We start from the raw sequence: 16,792 nt of genomic DNA, 5'->3' as shown, positions 1-16,792 counted from the left end.
GGCACGCCGGATACCGCCACCTCGGCGAACTGGAGTCGATCACGCAGGCGCCACACCGGGAGCCAGGGCCCGCCCCAGCCGCACGGTCAGCAGCACGGCCACCGCGATGAACGCGGGCAGCAGCAGGAAGGCCAGGTGCGGGCCGACGCCGTCGGCCACCCAGCCGAGCACGACCGGCGCGATCCCGAAACCAACCCCCATCGAGTACGACGACCAGCCCGCCGCCCGATCGGTGGCCGTGCCGGCGGCCGCGAGCGCGATGGAGATCGCCAGCGGGTAGTGCAGGGCGTTGCCCAGCCCGAGCACGACCAGGCCGGTGACCGCCAGCCAGCCGATCGGGCTGGCCCAGAACAGGGTGAACCCGGCGAGCGAGACGGTGAGGGCGCCGAGCAGCAGCGGCACCGGTGGCCAGCGCAGCGCGGCCCGGCCACCGGCGGCCCGGCCGACGAACATGCCGCAGACGATCGCCGCGACACCCGCCGACGCGCCGCCGGCACTCAGCCCGGCATGGTCGCGCAGCACGTCGGCGGTCCAGAGCGACAGGCAGACCTCGATCGAGCCGGTGACCGACATCAGAACCCAGGCGATCCAGTACGCCCGCGGCAACCGCGCCGACGCCACCCCCGTGCCCGCACGGAGACCTCGGCGAGGTCCTGATCCGCTCCAACGAGATCGCGCCGAAACCTCGCCCGATCCGCGGGCGACCACAGCCGAGGCGCCCGCCGCCGGAGCCACAGCGCCGGGAGTAACACCGGCGGGAGTCACAGAGCCGGGAGTCGCAGCGGCGGGAGCGACAACGGCGGCAACGGGCGCGGGAGCGGCCGACGCGGGAGCGACGCCAACGGGGGCGGTGGCAGCCGCGGTAGCGGGGGCGCCGTGCGGCAGGCGTACCCGGAAGGTCAACGCGGCGAGCGCGACCAGCGTGATCAGCCCGACCTCGACGGCCATCACCGGTCGCCAGCCGAGGCCGGCGTCCACCGCGACGCCGATGGTCAGCGGCGCCAGGATGCCCATGCCGGCGCAAGCGGCGTTGGCCTCGGTGAGCGCGGCGGGCGCAGCCGGCCCGTGCCGGGCGGTGAGCACCACGTTGACGCCGCTGATCACCATCATGCCGAAGGTGGCGACGACCGCCACGGCGGCGATGGTGGCGGGCAGTGGGTGGAGCAGGCCGAGCGCGGTGACGCCGGCGGCCACGCCGGCGAGGCCGAGCCAGATGGCCGGGCCCCGGCCGTAGCGGCGGGCGACCGGGGCGAACAGCGCGCCACCGGCGAGCGCGCCGACCGCGATGCCGGTGCTGTGCAGGCCGGCGACGGCGGCGCTGGTGCCCTGTTCGTCGCGGAGCAGCGGTACGACGGGGCCGAACCCGTAGAGGAAGAAGCCCCAGAGGCCCAGCTGAGCGTAGGTCAGCCTGGTGGTCCGGTCACGGGTGAGGCGAGGCACCGGCCCGACGCTACGCGCGCACGACCGGCACCCCGCCTTGACTGAGAGGCAGCTCTCCCCGGGCGTTAAGAGGGGGCCCTTCCTCTACCGAATGCGTTAATAGGGGGCCCCTCCTTTCATCTCACGCTGCGGGCGAACTGGCGGGCGGCCCAGACCACACCGGCCACGGCGAGCACCGTGATGATCGCCAGCCCCTGCCAGACCTTGTCGTTGCCGAGGTCGCCGCCGAAGAGCGCGCGGGTGCCGTCGACGGCCCAGGAGAACGGGTTCCACTTGGCCACGCCCTGGAGCCAGCCGGGGGCGAAGGTGAGCGGGAGCAGGATGCCGGAGAGCAGCAGCACCGGCTGGGCGACCGTGTTCATCAGCGGGGCGAGCGCGTCCTCGCTCTTGACCTTGAGCGCGACGCCGTAGGAGACGGCCGAGGTCATCAGCGCGATGAGGGCGAGCATCAGGTAGGCCAGCAGCAGGTAGCCGATGAAGACGCGCAGGTCGAACAGGAGCGCCAGGAGGGTGATGATGACGGCCTGGGCGATCAGCGAGACCACGTCGCGCAGCGAGCGGCCGAGCAGCAGGGCGAGTCGGCTGACCGGGGTGACCCGGGAGCGTTCGATCACCCCGGCGCGCAGCTCGGCGATCAGGCCGAAGCCCTGGAAGAGGCCGCCGAATATGGCCAGCAGCACGAGCAGGCCGGGTACGAAGATCTTGTACGCGGCGGCCTGGGTGGGCGCGTTCAGGGCCGGCTTGAGCAGCGGGGCGAAGAGCAGCAGGTACATCACCGGCTGGAAGACGCCGACGAAGACCCAGACCGGGTTGCGCAGCAGCAGTTGCGCCTGGCGCTGGAAGATCAGCCAGGTGTCGCGGGCGAGTTTCATGACAGTCTCTCCGGGGGTCAGGACTCGCGCAGCGAGCGGCCGGTCTTGGTGAGGAAGACGTCGTCGAGGCTGGGTCGGTGCAGCTCGATCGAGCGCAGCTCCACCCCGGCGTGGTCGAGGCGGCGCAGCACCTGCGGGATGGCGACGGCGCCCTCGTCGACGTAGAGACGCAGGCCGCCCTCGTCGGCGGTCTCCAGCTTGGTCACGTACGCCTCGGTGTCGAGCAGTTGGGCGGCGTGCGGGGTGGTCGCGGCGTCCAGGCCGACGATCACCACTTCGCCGGAGATCTCGCGCTTCAGCTCGGCCGGGGTGCCCTCCGCGACCACCTCGCCGTGATCCATGATCGCGATCCGGTCGCAGAGCGCGTCGGCCTCGTCGAGGTAGTGCGTGGTGATGAAGACGGTCATCCCCTCGGTGCGCAGCCGCCGGATCTCGTCCCACATGTGGGCGCGGCTCTGCGGGTCGAGGCCGGTGGTCGGCTCGTCCAGGAAGACGATCTTCGGCTCGTGGATGATCCCGAGCGCGATCTCGACCCGCCGGCGCTGGCCGCCGGAGTAGGTCTTGCACTTGCGGTCGGCGTACTCGGTGAGCTGGAACGCGTCCAGCGCGCGGGTGGCGCGCCGCTGGGCGTCGGCCTTGGCGATGCCGTAGAGGCGGGCCTGGAGCACGAGTTCCTCGCGGGCGGTGGACTCGTCCCAGGTGCTGCCGCCCTGGGGCACGTAGCCGATCCGCCGGCGCACCCCGGCCGGGTCCTTGCGCAGGTCGGCCCCCGCGACGGTGGCCTGGCCGCCGTCCGGCTCGATGAGGGTGGCGAGCATCCGGAGCGTGGTGGTCTTGCCGGCGCCGTTGGGCCCGAGGAAGCCGAAGATCTCCCCCTCGGCGACGTCGAGGTTGACGCCACGGACCGCGTCCACGGTCTTCGTCTCGCGACCCGCGCGGGAGCGGAACGACTTCCGCAGCCCCCTGGTCTCGATCATTTCTGCTCCTGGTCGTCCGGGCCGGACGTGACCGGCCACCGATCGTCCGCGGGGAGGACGCACGACTCCCCCGCGGCTCCTGCCGAGGCTAACGCGATATAACTCTTCTAGTCAACGTTGATTATTTCTTGTCCCCGTCCGTCCAGCCCGACCAGCCCTCCGCCTGCTCCATCCCCGCGGGGAGGTAGGACACACCGGAGTCGATCCGCTCCGCGATCCGCTCGCACCAGGCCGTCTCCGCCTCGGCCCGGGCCAGCCACAGCTCGAACATCCATCCGACGTGCACCGGCTTGCGGTTGCGCACCCAGTCGGAGTCCAACGAGGCGCGCATCGACTCGACGCCGGCGCGGAGCAGGTTGGCGCGGTTGCGCAACGCCGCCGCGGCCTCGTCGCGCGGCATCGCCGGCAGGAACGAGAACGCCGCCACGAACGGGTCCGGCGACTCCTGGACCTGCCACCACTGCGCCCGCAGCAACGTCTCGAACTCGTCCTCGCCCTTCGCCGTCACCTCGTACGTCGTGCGGGCCGGACGGGCGCCCACCTGCTCGACCGACACGGTCCGCAGCAGCCCCTCGTCGGTGAGCTTGCGCAACGCGTGGTAGATCGAACCGGGCTGGACGTTCGCCCACTTGTCCGCGCTCCAACTCAGCAGCTCGCGGCGCACGTCGTAGCCGTGCACCGGCTGCATCCACCTGACCAGGCCCAGAATCATCATCCGCGTCGCCGACACCGGACAAGCGTAATAGCCAAGTTTGACTACAGTGCCACATCCCACACTGAGCGATCGTTAGGGCCAGCATGCCGGCCGATACACTCCCGGCATCGACCTCCCGGGAGGAGCCCCCAAGGTGCGCAAGGTTCTCATCGCCAACCGCGGCGAGATCGCCGTCCGCGTCATCCGCGCCTGCCGCGACGCCGGCCTGGCCAGCGTCGCCGTCTACGCGGACTCCGACCGGGACGCCCTGCACGCCACGCTCGCCGACGAGGCGTACGCGCTCGGCGGCGACACCGCGGCCGACAGCTACCTGCGCATCGACAAGCTCATCGACGTAGCCGCCCGCGCCGGCGCGGACGCCGTGCACCCCGGCTACGGCTTCCTCTCCGAGAACGCCGACTTCGCCCAGGCCGTCCTCGACGCCGGGCTGACCTGGATCGGCCCCACCCCGCAGGCGATCCGCGACCTGGGCGACAAGGTGACCGCCCGGCACATCGCGCAGCGCGCCGGCGCGCCGCTGGTGCCCGGCACCCCCGACCCGGTGGGCAACGCCGACGAGGTGATGGCGTTCGCCGTCGACCACGGGCTGCCGGTCGCCATCAAGGCGGCCTTCGGCGGCGGCGGGCGCGGCCTCAAGGTCGCCCGCACCATGGAGGAGATCCCGCACCTGTTCGAGTCGGCCACCCGCGAGGCGGTCGCCGCGTTCGGCCGGGGCGAGTGCTTCGTCGAGCGCTACCTGGACCAGCCGCGCCACGTCGAGGCGCAGGTGCTGGCCGACCAGCACGGCAACGTGATCGTGGTGGGCACCCGCGACTGCTCGCTGCAGCGCCGGCACCAGAAGCTGGTCGAGGAGGCCCCCGCGCCGTTCCTCACCGACGCCCAGCGCGCGCAGATCCACGACAGCGCGAAGGCCATCTGCCGGGAGGCCGGCTACCACGGCGCCGGCACGGTGGAATACCTGGTCGGCGCGGACGGCACCATCTCCTTCCTGGAGGTCAACACCCGGCTCCAGGTGGAGCACCCGGTGACCGAGGAGACCGCCGGCATCGACCTGGTGCGCGAGCAGTTCCGCATCGCCGACGGCGAGAAGCTGCGCATCACCGAGGACCCGACGCCGCGTGGCCACGCCATCGAGTTCCGGATCAACGGCGAGGACCCGGGCCGCAACTTCCTGCCCGCCCCGGGCACCGTCACCGCGCTGCGGTTGCCGTCCGGCCCGGGTGTCCGGGTCGACACCGGCATCTCGGCCGGTGACGTGATCGGTGGCAACTTCGACTCGCTGCTGGCCAAGGTGATCATCGTCGGTGAGACCCGCACCGAGGCCCTGGAGCGGGCCCGCCGGGCGCTCGACGAGATGGTGGTCGAGGGCATGGCGACCGCGCTGCCCTTCCACCGTCTGGTGGTCCGCGACGAGGCGTTCACCGCCGAGCCGTTCACCGTGCACACCCGGTGGATCGAGACGGAGTTCAACAACACCGTCCCGGCCTTCACCGCCGCCGCCGGCGCCGCCGAGGCTCCGGCCGAGCGCGAGACCGTCGTGGTCGAGGTGGGCGGCAAGCGGCTGGAGGTCGTCCTCCCCGCCGGGCTCGGCGCGGGTACGGCGGTCGCCGCGCCCGCCGCGAAGAAGCCCGCCCGCCGAGGTGGCGGGGGCAAGGCGGGCGCCGCGGTCAGCGGTGACACGCTCGCCTCCCCCATGCAGGGCACCATCGTCAAGATCGCCGTGGCCGACGGCGACACGGTCGCCGAGGGCGACCTGGTCGTGGTGCTGGAGGCGATGAAGATGGAGCAGCCGCTGCACGCGCACAAGGCCGGCACGGTGAGCGGGCTGGCCGCCGAGGTGGGCGCGGTGATCACCGCCGGCGCCGCCATCTGCACCATCGCCTGAGGTGTAAGGAAGGGCCCCTTCTTAACGCCTGCGGCAGAGAAAGGGCCCCTTCTTAACGGCGCGGGGCCGGGTGGTCCTTGCCACCACCGGGGGCGGGAGCGCGCCCGGGCGGGAATGATGTGCGGGTGCGGTTCCTTCATGGCGCGGTCCCCGCGCACGACCTGACCTACAACGACGTCTTCATGGCGCCCAACCGCTCGGAGGTGGGCTCCCGACTCGACGTCGACCTGTCCTCCGGCGACGGCACCGGCACCACCATCCCGCTGGTGGTGGCGAACATGACCGCGGTGGCGGGCCGGCGGATGGCCGAGACGGTGGCTAGGCGCGGCGCCGTGGCGGTGATCCCGCAGGACATCCCGATCGAGGTCGTGGCCAACGTCGTCGGTTGGGTCAAGCAGCGGCACCTGGTGCACGACACCGCGATCACGCTCGGTCCGACCGACACCGTCGGCGACGCGATCCACCTGCTGCCCAAGCGCTCCCACGGCGCGGTCGTCGTGGTCGACGCGGACGGGCGGCCGATGGGCGTGGTGACCGAGGCGGACACCGTCGGGGTGGACCGCTTCGCCCAGCTGCGGCACGTGATGTCCACCGAGCTGCACACCGTGCCGGCGGACGCGGACCCGCGTACCGGATTCGACCGGCTGTCGGCGGGCCGGCGGCGGCTCGCGCCGGTGGTGGACGGCGAGGGCCGCCTGGTCGGCGTGCTGACCCGGCAGGGCGCGCTGCGCGCCACGCTCTACCGGCCGGCGGTGGACGACCGGGGCCGGCTGCGCATCGCCGCGGCGGTGGGCATCAACGGCGACGTCACCGGCAAGGCCGCCGCCCTGCTGGAGGCGGGGGTGGACACGCTGGTGGTGGACACCGCGCACGGCCACCAGGAACGGATGCTCCAGGCGCTGCGGGCGGTGCGCAAGCTCGACCCGGGGGTGCCGGTGGCGGCCGGCAACGTGGTCACCGCGGACGGCGTACGCGACCTGGTCGACGCCGGCGCGGACATCGTGAAGGTCGGCGTCGGGCCGGGCGCCATGTGCACCACCCGGATGATGACCGGCGTGGGTCGGCCGCAGTTCTCCGCGGTGCTCGACTGCGCCGCGGCGGCCCGCTCGCTGGGCCGGCACGTCTGGGCCGACGGCGGCGTCCGGCACCCGCGGGACGTGGCGTTGGCGCTGGCCGCGGGCGCCTCGAACGTGATGATCGGCTCCTGGTTCGCCGGCACCTACGAGTCCCCGGGCGACCTCTACACCGACGCCGACGGCCGGCGCTACAAGGAGAGCTTCGGCATGGCCTCGTCGCGGGCGGTGAGCGCCCGGACCGCCGAGGACAGCGCGTTCGACCGGGCCCGCAAGGCCATCTTCGAGGAGGGCATCTCCTCGGCCCGGATGTATCTGGACCCGAACCGCCCGGGCGTCGAGGACCTGATCGACGAGATCATCTCCGGGGTACGCAGCGCGTTCACCTACGCGGGCGCACGCAGCCTGGAGGAGTTCCACGAGCGGGCGCTGGTCGGCGTGCAGAGCACCGCCGGCTACACCGAGGGGATGCCGCTGCCGACCAGTTGGTGACCGCTCAGGCGAAGAGCCGGCCGACCACCGCACGGGCGGCCGGCTCGGGGTCGGCGCCCACCCGGGACGGGAGGGCCCCGGCCAGCCACAGCTCGGCGAAACCGTGCGCGATCGACCAGGCGGCCAGCGCGTCGGTGTCGGGTTCCCGCCCGGTGTGCCGGGCCACCCCGCCGCGCAGCAGCTCCCCGGTCCGCTGCCGGGCCGCCACCAGCTCCGGATCGTCGGCCCGGTAGAGGTCCGGCCGGAACATCACCTCGAAGTGCGCGCGGTGCCGGACCGCGAAGACGACGTACGCGACGCCGCTCTCCCGGAAGTCGTCGCCCGCTGCCCGCAGCGCCTCGCCGAGCTTGTCAAAGCCCTGAGTGGCGAGCGCGGTGAGCAACCCCGCCTTGTCACCGAAGTGGTGCGCGGGCGCCGCGTGCGAGACGCCGGCCCGGCGTGCCAGGTCGCGCAGGCTCAGCGCGGCCGGTCCGGATTCGGCGATCGCGTCCACGGCGGCGGCCAGCAGCGCCCGGCGCAGGTCCCCGTGGTGGTAGGAGCCGGAGGACGTCATGACCCCCACCCTAACTTGTCATTGACAAGATGGTATCCACGCCGGCAATCTTGTCGCCGACAAGATTGCTCGACGGAGGGATGAGCCGTGGCACCCCTGATCGCACTCCTCACCGGCGCCGCCGTGGCCCGGATCGTCGGCCTGCTCGGCGTGGACGCGCTCGACGGCTGGCATCCCGCGCTGCGGGTCGGCCTGGCGCTGATGCTCGTGCTGACCGGCACGGCCCACTTCGCGTCCCGGCGGGCGGACCTGATCGCCATGGTTCCGCCGGCGCTGCCCCGGCCGGACCTGCTGGTCACGCTCACCGGCGTGCTGGAACTCGGCGGCGCGGTCGCCCTCCTGCCGCCGGCGACGGCGCGCTGGGCCGCCGCCGGGCTGGCGCTGCTGATGCTCGCCATGTTCCCGGCCAACGTCTCGGCCGCCCGCCGCCGGCTGACGCTCGCCGGCCGACCGGTCACCCCGCTGGCCACCCGGACGGCGCTCCAGCTGGCCTTCGTGGCCACCGCGCTCGCGGTCGCCCTGGGCGACTGACCGCACCCTCGGCCGCGCCCGGTACACATCCGCCGTCCGCGCGCCGCGGTCCGGGTGCCGGGCTATGGTCCGGTGCCGGGCAGCCGCCCGACGGCTGCGGGCGGGGCGCCGGCCGCCCGGAGAACGGCGTGCCTGCCGACCCGGGTCGGCAGGCACGCCTCGGCCTCAGACCCGCGCCGGCTCCGCCCCGGCCGGCGGGGCGTCCCCCGTCACCCCGGCGCGCACGCTCGGCAGGCGCAGGCAGGCGAGCAGGCCGACCAGCAGGAACCCGGCCGCGGTGAAGGCGGCGTACCGGGTGGCGTCGGAGAAGGCCGCCTTCGCCTCCTCGGCGATCGGCGCGGTACGCGGATCCGCCGCCAGCCCGCCGATCGCCGCGCCGGCGCTCTCCTTCACCGCGCTCACCACCTGGTCCCGCCCGGCCGGGTCGAGGCCGGGCTGGTCGGCCAGCCGGTCGCCGAGGAGGCCGCCGAGGCCGGCGAAGAGCACGGTGCCGAGCACGGCGATGCCGAGCGCCGAACCGACCTGCCGGGCGGTACTCTGCAGTCCGGAGCCCTGTCCGCTGCGCCGGACCGGCACCTCGGCCAGCGAGACGCCGGTGAGCTGGGCGGTGGCGAGCCCGACGCCGATGCCGTAGACGAAGAGGAACGCCACCGGCGCCCACCAGCGGGTGTCCGGGGCCACCACGAAGCCCAGTCCGGCGACGCCGACCAGCTCGGCCGCGACGCCCAACTGGACCACCCGGGCCGCGCCCCACCGCTGGGTCAGCGGCGCACCGATGCCGCTGGCCAGGAAACTGCCCACGGCGAGTGGCAGCAGCGCCAGGCCGGTGCGGAAGGCGCTGTAGCCGAGCACGTTCTGGAACCACAGCGGCAGCGCGAAGAGCAGGCCGAACTCACCCAGGCTGACGATCGCCGCGGCCAGGATGCCGTTGCGGAACGAGCCGATGCCGAACAGCGACAGGTCGAGCAGCGCGGGTCGCCCGGCGCGGTTGCGGCGGACCTGCTGGGCCAGGAAGACCCCGAGCGCGGTCAGCCCGGCCAGCGCGGCCACCGGCACCGGGGAGATCGAGGCGGTCCAGTCGAGGCCGAAGAGGCTGAACGGCCGTTCCCGCTCCCACCAGCCGTAGGTGCGTCCCTCGATGAGCGCGAAGACCACGCCGGTCATGCCGACCACGGAGAGCAGCGCACCGAGCAGGTCGACCCCGCGTTCGGCGCGGTCGTCCCGGGACTCGGCGACCAGCAGCAGGGTCGCCCCGATCACGGCCAGGCTGACCGGAACGTTGACGCCGAACGCCCACCGCCAGGAGTACGTGGTGGTGAGCCAGCCGCCGAGCAACGGGCCGAGCGCCGCCGCGCCGCCGATGGTCGAGCCCCAGACGGCGAACGCGATGCCCCGCTCACGGCCGGTGAAGTTGGCGTTGAGCAGGGAGAGCGAGGTGGGCAGCATCATCGCGCCACCGATGCCCTGCAGCACCCGGGCGCCGATCAGCGCCTCGCCGGAGCCGGCGAGCGCCGCCAGCACGCTGGCCACCACGAAGACGCCCACGCCGGCGACGAACATCCGCCGCCGCCCGGACCGGTCGGCGAAGCGGCCGGCGACCAGCAGCAACGCGGCGAAGACCAGGGTGTACGCCTCCTGCACCCACTGGGCGTCGGTCGAGGTGATGTCCAGGTCCCGGATGATCTGCGGCACCGCGACGTTCACGATGGTGGCGTCCACGATGATCATCGCCACGCCGAGGCTGATGGCGAGCAGCCCGAACCAGCGTCCGCGCCCGTCGCTGCGCATGGCACCCCTCCCGCTTTAGCTAGATTTTCTAGCTACCTGAGATGCTAGCTTTAACCCGTGGAGGGGTCGCCGTCAACCGGAGAGGCCACGCCCGCCGGCCGGCCGCCGAGCAGCGAGGCCGCCCGGGCGCTGCGTGAGATGCTGCGGGTCGCCGGGGACACCCGGGCCGCGTTGGCCCGCCGCCTCGGCATCGGCGCGACCGACGCCGCGGCCATCGACCACCTGATCTCCAGCCCCGAGCCGCTGGGCCCGGTCGAGCTGGGCAACCGGCTGGGCATCCGGTCCGCCTCCGCCACCACGCTCGTCGACCGGCTGGTCCAGGCCGGACACGTCGCCCGCGCCCCGCATCCGCACGATCGCCGGCGACTGACCCTCCAGGTGACCGAGCACGCGGTCGGCGAGGTGCTGGAGGCGCTCCGGCCCATGCTGGTCGGCGTCGACCGCGCGGTCGCCCGACTCACCCCCGAACAGGCCGAGGCCACCGCCACGTTCCTGCGCGAGGTCGCCGAGGTGATGCGGGAGTACGTCGCCACCGCGCCGGACGAGCCGCCCCGCGCCCGGACCGAGCGGAGCTGAGGGCACTCTCAGAAATTAGTTTGGGACCTGATGGTTCGGGGGCTAATCTGGCGCCCGTGAACATGGGACCGCTCGTCCGCTACCCCGACGCGCTGCAACAGGCGCCGCTCGGCCGGCTGATCTCGATCGCCGGCCACGTCGTCGAGCAGCACTGGGGGCGCTACCTGGCCGAGCACCACGGCCTCACCTCCGCCGGCATGCGGGTGCTGATGATCCTGCTGCGGGCCGGCGACATCACCCACCGCGAGATGGCGGAGCTGTGCTTCGTCCGGCCCGCCACCCTCACCGGCATCGTCGACACCCTGGAACGCGACGGCTTCGTCAGCCGGCGGCGCAACCCGGAGGACCGCCGGGCCGTCCAGCTCACGCTCACCGACAAGGGCCAGGAGCACGCCCGCGCGATCATCGACCTGATCCACAGCGACCGGCCGTTGACGTCGGTCGACGCCGACCCGGCCAAGCGGGCCGTCATCCGCGAATTCCTGACCGAAATCATCACCGGCATGTCCGACGGGGACCTCCGTCGGTTGAACCGGGACAGCGAGTCCGACACCGAGTCGCCAACGGGGAGACATCCGTGCTGATCCGCCTGCTCCGCACACATCTGCGCCCGTACCGACGACTGCTGGCCGCCGTGGTGGCGCTCCAGTTCGTCGGCACGATGGCCTCGCTCTACCTGCCCAGCCTCAACGCCGACATCATCGACCGGGGCGTCGCCCGCGGCGACACCGACCAGATCCTGCGGACGGGCGGCTGGATGCTGGTGGTCAGCCTGCTCCAGATCGCCTGCTCGATCGCCGCGGTCTACCTCGGCGCGAAGACCGCGATGGGCTTCGGCCGTGACGTCCGCAGGGCGATCTTCGGGCACGTCAACCGCTTCTCCGCCCGCGAGGTGGCCCGCTTCGGCGCGCCGTCCCTGATCACCCGCAACACCAACGACGTTCAGCAGGTGCAGATGCTGGTGCTGCTCAGCTGCACCATGCTGGTGGCCGCGCCGATCATGAGCGTCGGCGGCGTGGTGATGGCGCTGCGCGAGGACGTCGGCCTCTCCTGGCTGATGCTGGTCTGCGTACCGGTGCTGGCCGTCGCGCTGGGCCTGATCATCCGCCGGATGGTGCCGGGCTTCCGGCTCATGCAGACCCGGATCGACACCGTCAACCGGGTGCTGCGCGAGCAGATCACCGGCATCCGGGTGGTCCGGGCGTTCGTCCGCGAGCCGTACGAGACCGACCGCTTCCAGGGGGCCAACGCCGACCTGACCGCGACCGCGCTGCGCATCGGCCGGCTCCAGGCGCTGATCTTCCCGATCGTGATGCTGGTGCTCAACGTCTCCAGCGTGGCGGTGCTCTGGTTCGGCGCGGCCCGGGTCGACTCCGGGGAGATCCAGGTCGGCGCGCTCACCGCGTTCCTGCAGTACCTGATGCAGATCCTGATGGCGGTCATGATGGCCACCTTCATGCTGATGATGGTGCCCCGGGCGGCGGTCTGCGCCGAACGCATCGAGGAGGTGCTGGACACCGACTCCTCGGTGGTGCCGGCGGCCGACCCGGTGACCGAGGTCGCCGGACGCGGCGAGCTGGAGCTGCGCGGCGCCGGCTTCCAGTACCCGGGCGCCACCGCGCCGGTGCTGCGCGACATCTCGTTCCGGGCCCGACCGGGCCGCACCACGGCGATCATCGGGTCCACCGGCGCCGGCAAGACCACGTTGCTGACGCTGATCCCCCGGCTGGTCGACCCGACCGCCGGCGCGGTCCTGGTCGACGGCGTGGACGTGCGCGACCTGGCCCCGGACGAGCTGTGGCGGCGGATCGGGCTGGTGCCGCAACGGCCGTACCTGTTCAGCGGCACGGTGGCGAGCAACCTGCGCTACGGCAACCCGGACGCCACCGACGCGGACCTGTGGGCGGCCCTGGAGATCGCCCAGGCGCGCGACTTCGTCGCCGACATGCCGGGTGGGCTGGACGCGCCGATCGCGCAGGGCGGCACCAACGTCTCCGGCGGCCAGCGGCAACGCCTGGCCATCGCCCGCGCGCTGGTCCGCAAGCCGGAGATCTATCTCTTCGACGACTCCTTCTCCGCGCTCGACCTCGGCACGGACGCCCGGCTACGGGCCGCCCTCAAGCCGGTCACCGCGGACGCCGCGGTGGTGATCGTGGCCCAGCGGGTCTCCACGATCGTCGACGCCGACCAGATCATCGTGCTCGAGGACGGGGGTGTCGTCGGGATGGGACGGCACGAGGAACTGCTGGAGATCTGCCCCACGTACGCCGAGATCGTGGCGTCCCAGCAGACGGCGGAGGTGACCCTGTGAGTGACACGAGAGCCGTGCCGCAGCAGAAGGGCGAGCCGAAGCGGCTGCCTCCGGCCGGACGGCGACCCGGCGGCCCGCCACACATGAACATGGGCATGCCGGCCGAGAAGGCGATGCGGTTCGGGCCGTCCGCGCGGCGGCTGCTCGGGCGGCTGCGCCCGTACCGGATCCAGCTCGTCGGTGTGCTGGCGCTGGCGCTGGCCAGCGTCGGGCTGAGCGTGATCGGGCCGAAGGTGCTCGGGCACGCCACCGACCTGATCTTCAACGGGGTGATCGGGCGGCAGTTGCCGGCCGGCACCAGCACCGAGGCGGCGGTGGCCGCGGCCCGGGCCGCGGGCAACGGCAACTTCGCCGACATGCTGGCCCGGATGGACGTGGTGCCCGGCGCGGGCATCGACTTCGACCGGCTGGGCCGGGTGCTGGCGTTCGCGGTCGCGCTCTACGTCGCCGCGGGCGTGCTGATGTGGGCGCAGGGCTGGGTGCTCAACGGCGTGGTGCAGCGCACCGTGTTCCGGCTCCGCGCCGACGTGGAGGACAAGCTCAACCGGCTGCCGCTGCCGTACTTCGACAAGCAGCCACGGGGCGAGCTGCTGAGCCGGGTCACCAACGACATCGACAACATCTCGCAGACCCTTCAGCAGACGCTGAGCCAGCTGCTCACGTCGCTGCTGACCGTCGTCGGCGTACTCGGGATGATGTTCTGGATCTCGCCGCTGCTGGCGACGGTGGCCCTGGTCGCGATCCCGCTGTCGGTGATCGTCACCGGTCAGATCGCCAAGCGGTCGCAGCGCAAGTTCATCGCCCAGTGGACCCACACCGGTGAGCTGAACGCCCAGATCGAGGAGGCCTACACCGGGCACGAGTTGGTCAAGGTGTTCGGCCGGCAGAAGGAGGTCGAGGCCGCCTTCCACGCCAAGAACGAGGAGCTGTTCAAGGCCAGCTTCGGCGCCCAGTTCGTCTCCGGGATCATCATGCCGGCGATGTTCTTCATCGGGAACCTCAGCTACGTCGCCATCGCGGTGGTCGGCGGGCTGCGGGTGGCCTCCGGCGCGATGAGCCTCGGCGACGTGCAGGCGTTCATCCAGTACTCGCGGCAGTTCACCCAGCCGCTCACCCAGGTCGCGTCGATGGCCAACCTGCTCCAGTCCGGGGTGGCCTCGGCCGAGCGGGTCTTCGCCGTGCTCGACGCCGACGAGCAGAGCGCCGACCCGGGCGAGCCGGCCCGGATCGCCGACCCGCACGGCCGGGTCGAGTTCGAACACGTCTCGTTCCGCTACGACCCGGACAAGCCGCTGATCGACGACCTCTCCCTGGTCGCCGAGCCCGGGCACACCGTGGCCATCGTCGGTCCCACCGGCGCCGGCAAGACCACCCTGGTCAACCTGGTCATGCGGTTCTACGAGCTGGACGCCGGCCGGATCACGCTGGACGGGGTGGACATCAGCACCCTGCGCCGGGACGACCTGCGCGGACGGATCGGCATGGTCCTCCAGGACACCTGGCTGTTCGGCGGCACCATCCGGGACAACATCGCCTACGGGCGGCCGGACGCCACCGAGGAGGAGATCCTCGCCGCCGCCCGGGCGACCTTCGTGGACCGCTTCGTCCGCAGCCTGCCGGACGGCTACGACACCGTCATCGACGAGGAGGGCAGCAACGTCAGCGCCGGCGAGAAGCAGCTCATCACCATCGCGCGGGCGTTCCTGGCCGAGCCGTCGCTGCTGATCCTGGACGAGGCGACCAGCTCGGTGGACACCCGCACCGAGGTGCTGCTCCAGCGCGCCATGGCGGCGCTGCGCTCGGACCGGACCAGTTTCGTCATCGCGCACCGGCTCTCCACCATCCGCGACGCCGACCTGATCCTGATGATGGAGCAGGGCCGGATCGTCGAACAGGGCACCCACGACCAGCTGGTCGCCGCCGGTGGCGCGTACGCCCGGCTCTACCGGGCCCAGTTCACCGGCGCGGTGATCTCCGACGAGGTGCCCGCGCCGATGCCGGGCGGTCCGCCGGCCGGGGTCCGGCCCACCGGCGCGCCGGTGGGGAACTGACGTGGAACCGGCGACACCGGCCGCCCGGGTGACGGCACGTCACCCGGGCGACCCCGGCGTCGGGTCGGGCTCAGGTCGGCGGGAGCAGGTCGGGCGACCGGCTCGCGACCACCGCGCCGACCAGCCCCACCGCCGCGGCGGCGGGCATCGGGGCGAGACCCCGCCCGTCGCGCAGGCGCAGCGAGACCGACCCGTCGGCCGCCTCCCGGGCGCCGACCACCCCGACGTACGGGACGCGTCGGCGGGCCGCGTCCCGGATCCGCGCGCCCAGCGAGCCCGACTCGTCGACCTCGGCCCGCAGGCCGGCGGCCTCCGCCTCGTGGCGGAGCCGGTGGACCGCGTCGGCCTGCGCGTCGTCCACCGGGAGCAGCACCAGCTGCACCGGGGCGTACCAGGCCGGGAACGCGCCCTCGTGCACCTCGATCAGGTAGGCGAACAGCCGCTCCATGCTGCCGACCAGGCTCCGGTGCACCATCACCGGCCGCTTCCGCCGCCCGTCCGAGTCGGTGTACGACAGATCGAACCGCTCCGGCTTGTCGAAGTCGAGCTGGACGGTGGAGATGGTCGACTCCCGGCCGCCCGCGTCCACGATCTGGATGTCGATCTTCGGGCCGTAGAACGCGGCCTCGCCCGGGGCCTCGGTGACGTCCACCCCGTCGAGCGCGGCGCGGAGCAGCTCCTCGGCCCGCGCCCACCCGGCGTCGTCGCCGACGTACCGCTGGTCCGGCCCGCGCAGCGACAACCGGAACCCGGCCGGACGGACGCCGAGGGCGGCGTGCGCCTCGCGGATCAGCCGCAGGATCTCCCGCACCTCGTCGCCGACCTGCTCCAGGGCGCAGAAGTTGTGCGCGTCGTTGAGCGAGATGGCCCGCACCCGGGACAGCCCGCCGAGCACCCCGGAGCGCTCGGCCCGATACATCCCGCCCAGCTCGGCGACGCGCAGCGGCAGTTCCCGGTAGGACCGGCCCCGGGCGGCGAAGACCAGCGCGTGGTGCGGGCAGAGCGCCGGGCGGAGCACGAACTCGTCGTCGGCGCTCAACCGCATCGGCGGGAACATGTCGTCGGCGAAGTAGCCCAGGTGCCCGGAGCGTTCGAACAGCTCCCGTTTGCCCAGCGGCGGCGAGTAGACGTGCCGGTAGCCGGCCCGACGCTCCAACTCCCGTACGTACTCCTCGACGGCGTGCCGGGCGGCGGCGCCGGCCGGCAGCCAGATCGGCAGCCCGGCGCCCGCGAGCGGGTCGGAGACGAACAGCTCCAGCTCCCGGCCGAGCCTGCGGTGGTCGATCATGTCGCTCTCCTTGATCGGGTACGACCCGGAGGCGAGCGGGACCGGGACGCCGCGAGGCCCCGGAGCGGATCGCCCCGGGGCCTCGTCGACGGAAACGTCAGTGCGGCGCGCCGGGAACACCCGGCGTCGTGGTCACCTCAGCACTGCGCATGCCCCGACGGTAGGCGCGCGGACGTCGACGGCGCACGTGAGTTTCGGAAAGCGGGTGCGGGTCGCCGGCACGGGACCTGCCGGCGACCC

14 protein-coding genes are annotated in these 16,792 nt (G+C 72.9%); 7 read left to right on the top strand and 7 right to left on the bottom strand.

The genetic code is table 11. The annotated features are described in order from the left end of the window. Positions 1-39: 39 nt before the first annotated feature. The 4 genes from O7600_RS23070 to O7600_RS23055 form a co-directional block, all read right to left on the bottom strand. The gene (locus tag O7600_RS23070; RefSeq protein WP_281590555.1) at positions 40-1,440 is read right to left on the bottom strand and encodes an MFS transporter; all 1,401 of its coding nucleotides are present in this window, start codon (positions 1,438-1,440) and stop codon (positions 40-42) included. Between the two features lie 116 nt (positions 1,441-1,556). Next, positions 1,557-2,312, bottom strand: a complete 756-nt coding sequence (locus O7600_RS23065; protein ID WP_099162586.1) for an ABC transporter permease — start codon at positions 2,310-2,312, stop codon at positions 1,557-1,559. A gap of 17 nt (positions 2,313-2,329) precedes the next feature. Continuing rightward, positions 2,330-3,289 (bottom strand): ATP-binding cassette domain-containing protein, encoded by a 960-nt coding sequence (locus tag O7600_RS23060; RefSeq protein WP_281590552.1) that lies wholly within the window; start codon positions 3,287-3,289, stop codon positions 2,330-2,332. A 121-nt stretch (positions 3,290-3,410) separates the two neighbouring features. After that, positions 3,411-4,004 (bottom strand): PadR family transcriptional regulator, encoded by a 594-nt coding sequence (locus O7600_RS23055; RefSeq protein ID WP_281594245.1) that lies wholly within the window; start codon positions 4,002-4,004, stop codon positions 3,411-3,413. Between the two features lie 133 nt (positions 4,005-4,137). Here O7600_RS23055 and O7600_RS23050 point away from each other — a divergent pair, with 133 nt between their 5' ends. Together O7600_RS23050 and O7600_RS23045 are read left to right on the top strand one after the other, a co-directional pair. Then, positions 4,138-5,889, top strand: coding sequence for a biotin carboxylase N-terminal domain-containing protein (locus O7600_RS23050; RefSeq protein WP_281590550.1), 1,752 nt, complete (start codon positions 4,138-4,140; stop codon positions 5,887-5,889). Between the two features lie 125 nt (positions 5,890-6,014). After that, entirely contained in the window at positions 6,015-7,454 is a 1,440-nt protein-coding gene (locus O7600_RS23045; RefSeq protein WP_281590548.1) for a GuaB1 family IMP dehydrogenase-related protein, read from the top strand. 4 nt (positions 7,455-7,458) lie between these two features. Here O7600_RS23045 and O7600_RS23040 read toward each other — a convergent pair whose 3' ends face one another. Next, on the bottom strand, positions 7,459-8,007 hold the full coding sequence (locus O7600_RS23040) for a TetR/AcrR family transcriptional regulator (RefSeq protein ID WP_281590546.1): 549 nt from the start codon (positions 8,005-8,007) through the stop codon (positions 7,459-7,461). Positions 8,008-8,094: 87 nt separating this feature from the next. Here O7600_RS23040 and O7600_RS23035 point away from each other — a divergent pair, with 87 nt between their 5' ends. Then, complete coding sequence (locus O7600_RS23035; protein WP_281590544.1) at positions 8,095-8,538, top strand: DoxX family membrane protein; 444 nt, start codon at positions 8,095-8,097, stop codon at positions 8,536-8,538. Between the two features lie 165 nt (positions 8,539-8,703). Here O7600_RS23035 and O7600_RS23030 read toward each other — a convergent pair whose 3' ends face one another. Continuing rightward, positions 8,704-10,326, bottom strand: coding sequence for a DHA2 family efflux MFS transporter permease subunit (locus O7600_RS23030; protein WP_281590542.1), 1,623 nt, complete (start codon positions 10,324-10,326; stop codon positions 8,704-8,706). 138 nt (positions 10,327-10,464) lie between these two features. On the opposite strand from O7600_RS23030, the gene O7600_RS23025 reads away from it, so the two are divergent. From O7600_RS23025 to O7600_RS23010, 4 genes are all read left to right on the top strand, one after another. Then, positions 10,465-10,902: a MarR family transcriptional regulator gene (locus O7600_RS23025; protein ID WP_281594244.1), complete on the top strand. Its 438-nt coding sequence runs from the start codon at positions 10,465-10,467 to the stop codon at positions 10,900-10,902. Between the two features lie 62 nt (positions 10,903-10,964). Further along, positions 10,965-11,486, top strand: coding sequence for a MarR family transcriptional regulator (locus O7600_RS23020; protein WP_098743715.1), 522 nt, complete (start codon positions 10,965-10,967; stop codon positions 11,484-11,486). Beyond that, positions 11,480-13,213, top strand: coding sequence for an ABC transporter ATP-binding protein (locus O7600_RS23015; RefSeq protein ID WP_281590539.1), 1,734 nt, complete (start codon positions 11,480-11,482; stop codon positions 13,211-13,213). Before O7600_RS23020 ends, O7600_RS23015 begins: the two co-directional genes overlap by 7 nt. A 95-nt stretch (positions 13,214-13,308) precedes the next feature. Continuing rightward, positions 13,309-15,264: an ABC transporter ATP-binding protein gene (locus O7600_RS23010; protein WP_281594243.1), complete on the top strand. Its 1,956-nt coding sequence runs from the start codon at positions 13,309-13,311 to the stop codon at positions 15,262-15,264. Between the two features lie 70 nt (positions 15,265-15,334). On the opposite strand, the gene thrS is transcribed toward O7600_RS23010, so the two are convergent. Further along, the gene (gene thrS, locus O7600_RS23005) at positions 15,335-16,552 is read right to left on the bottom strand and encodes a threonine--tRNA ligase (protein WP_281590537.1); all 1,218 of its coding nucleotides are present in this window, start codon (positions 16,550-16,552) and stop codon (positions 15,335-15,337) included. Positions 16,553-16,792 lie beyond the last annotated feature (240 nt).

Source organism: Micromonospora sp. WMMA1998 (genome assembly GCF_027497375.1).
GTDB classification, from domain to species: Bacteria; Actinomycetota; Actinomycetes; order Mycobacteriales; family Micromonosporaceae; genus Micromonospora; species Micromonospora sediminicola.
This window is presented reverse-complemented; position numbering and strand designations above follow the sequence as displayed.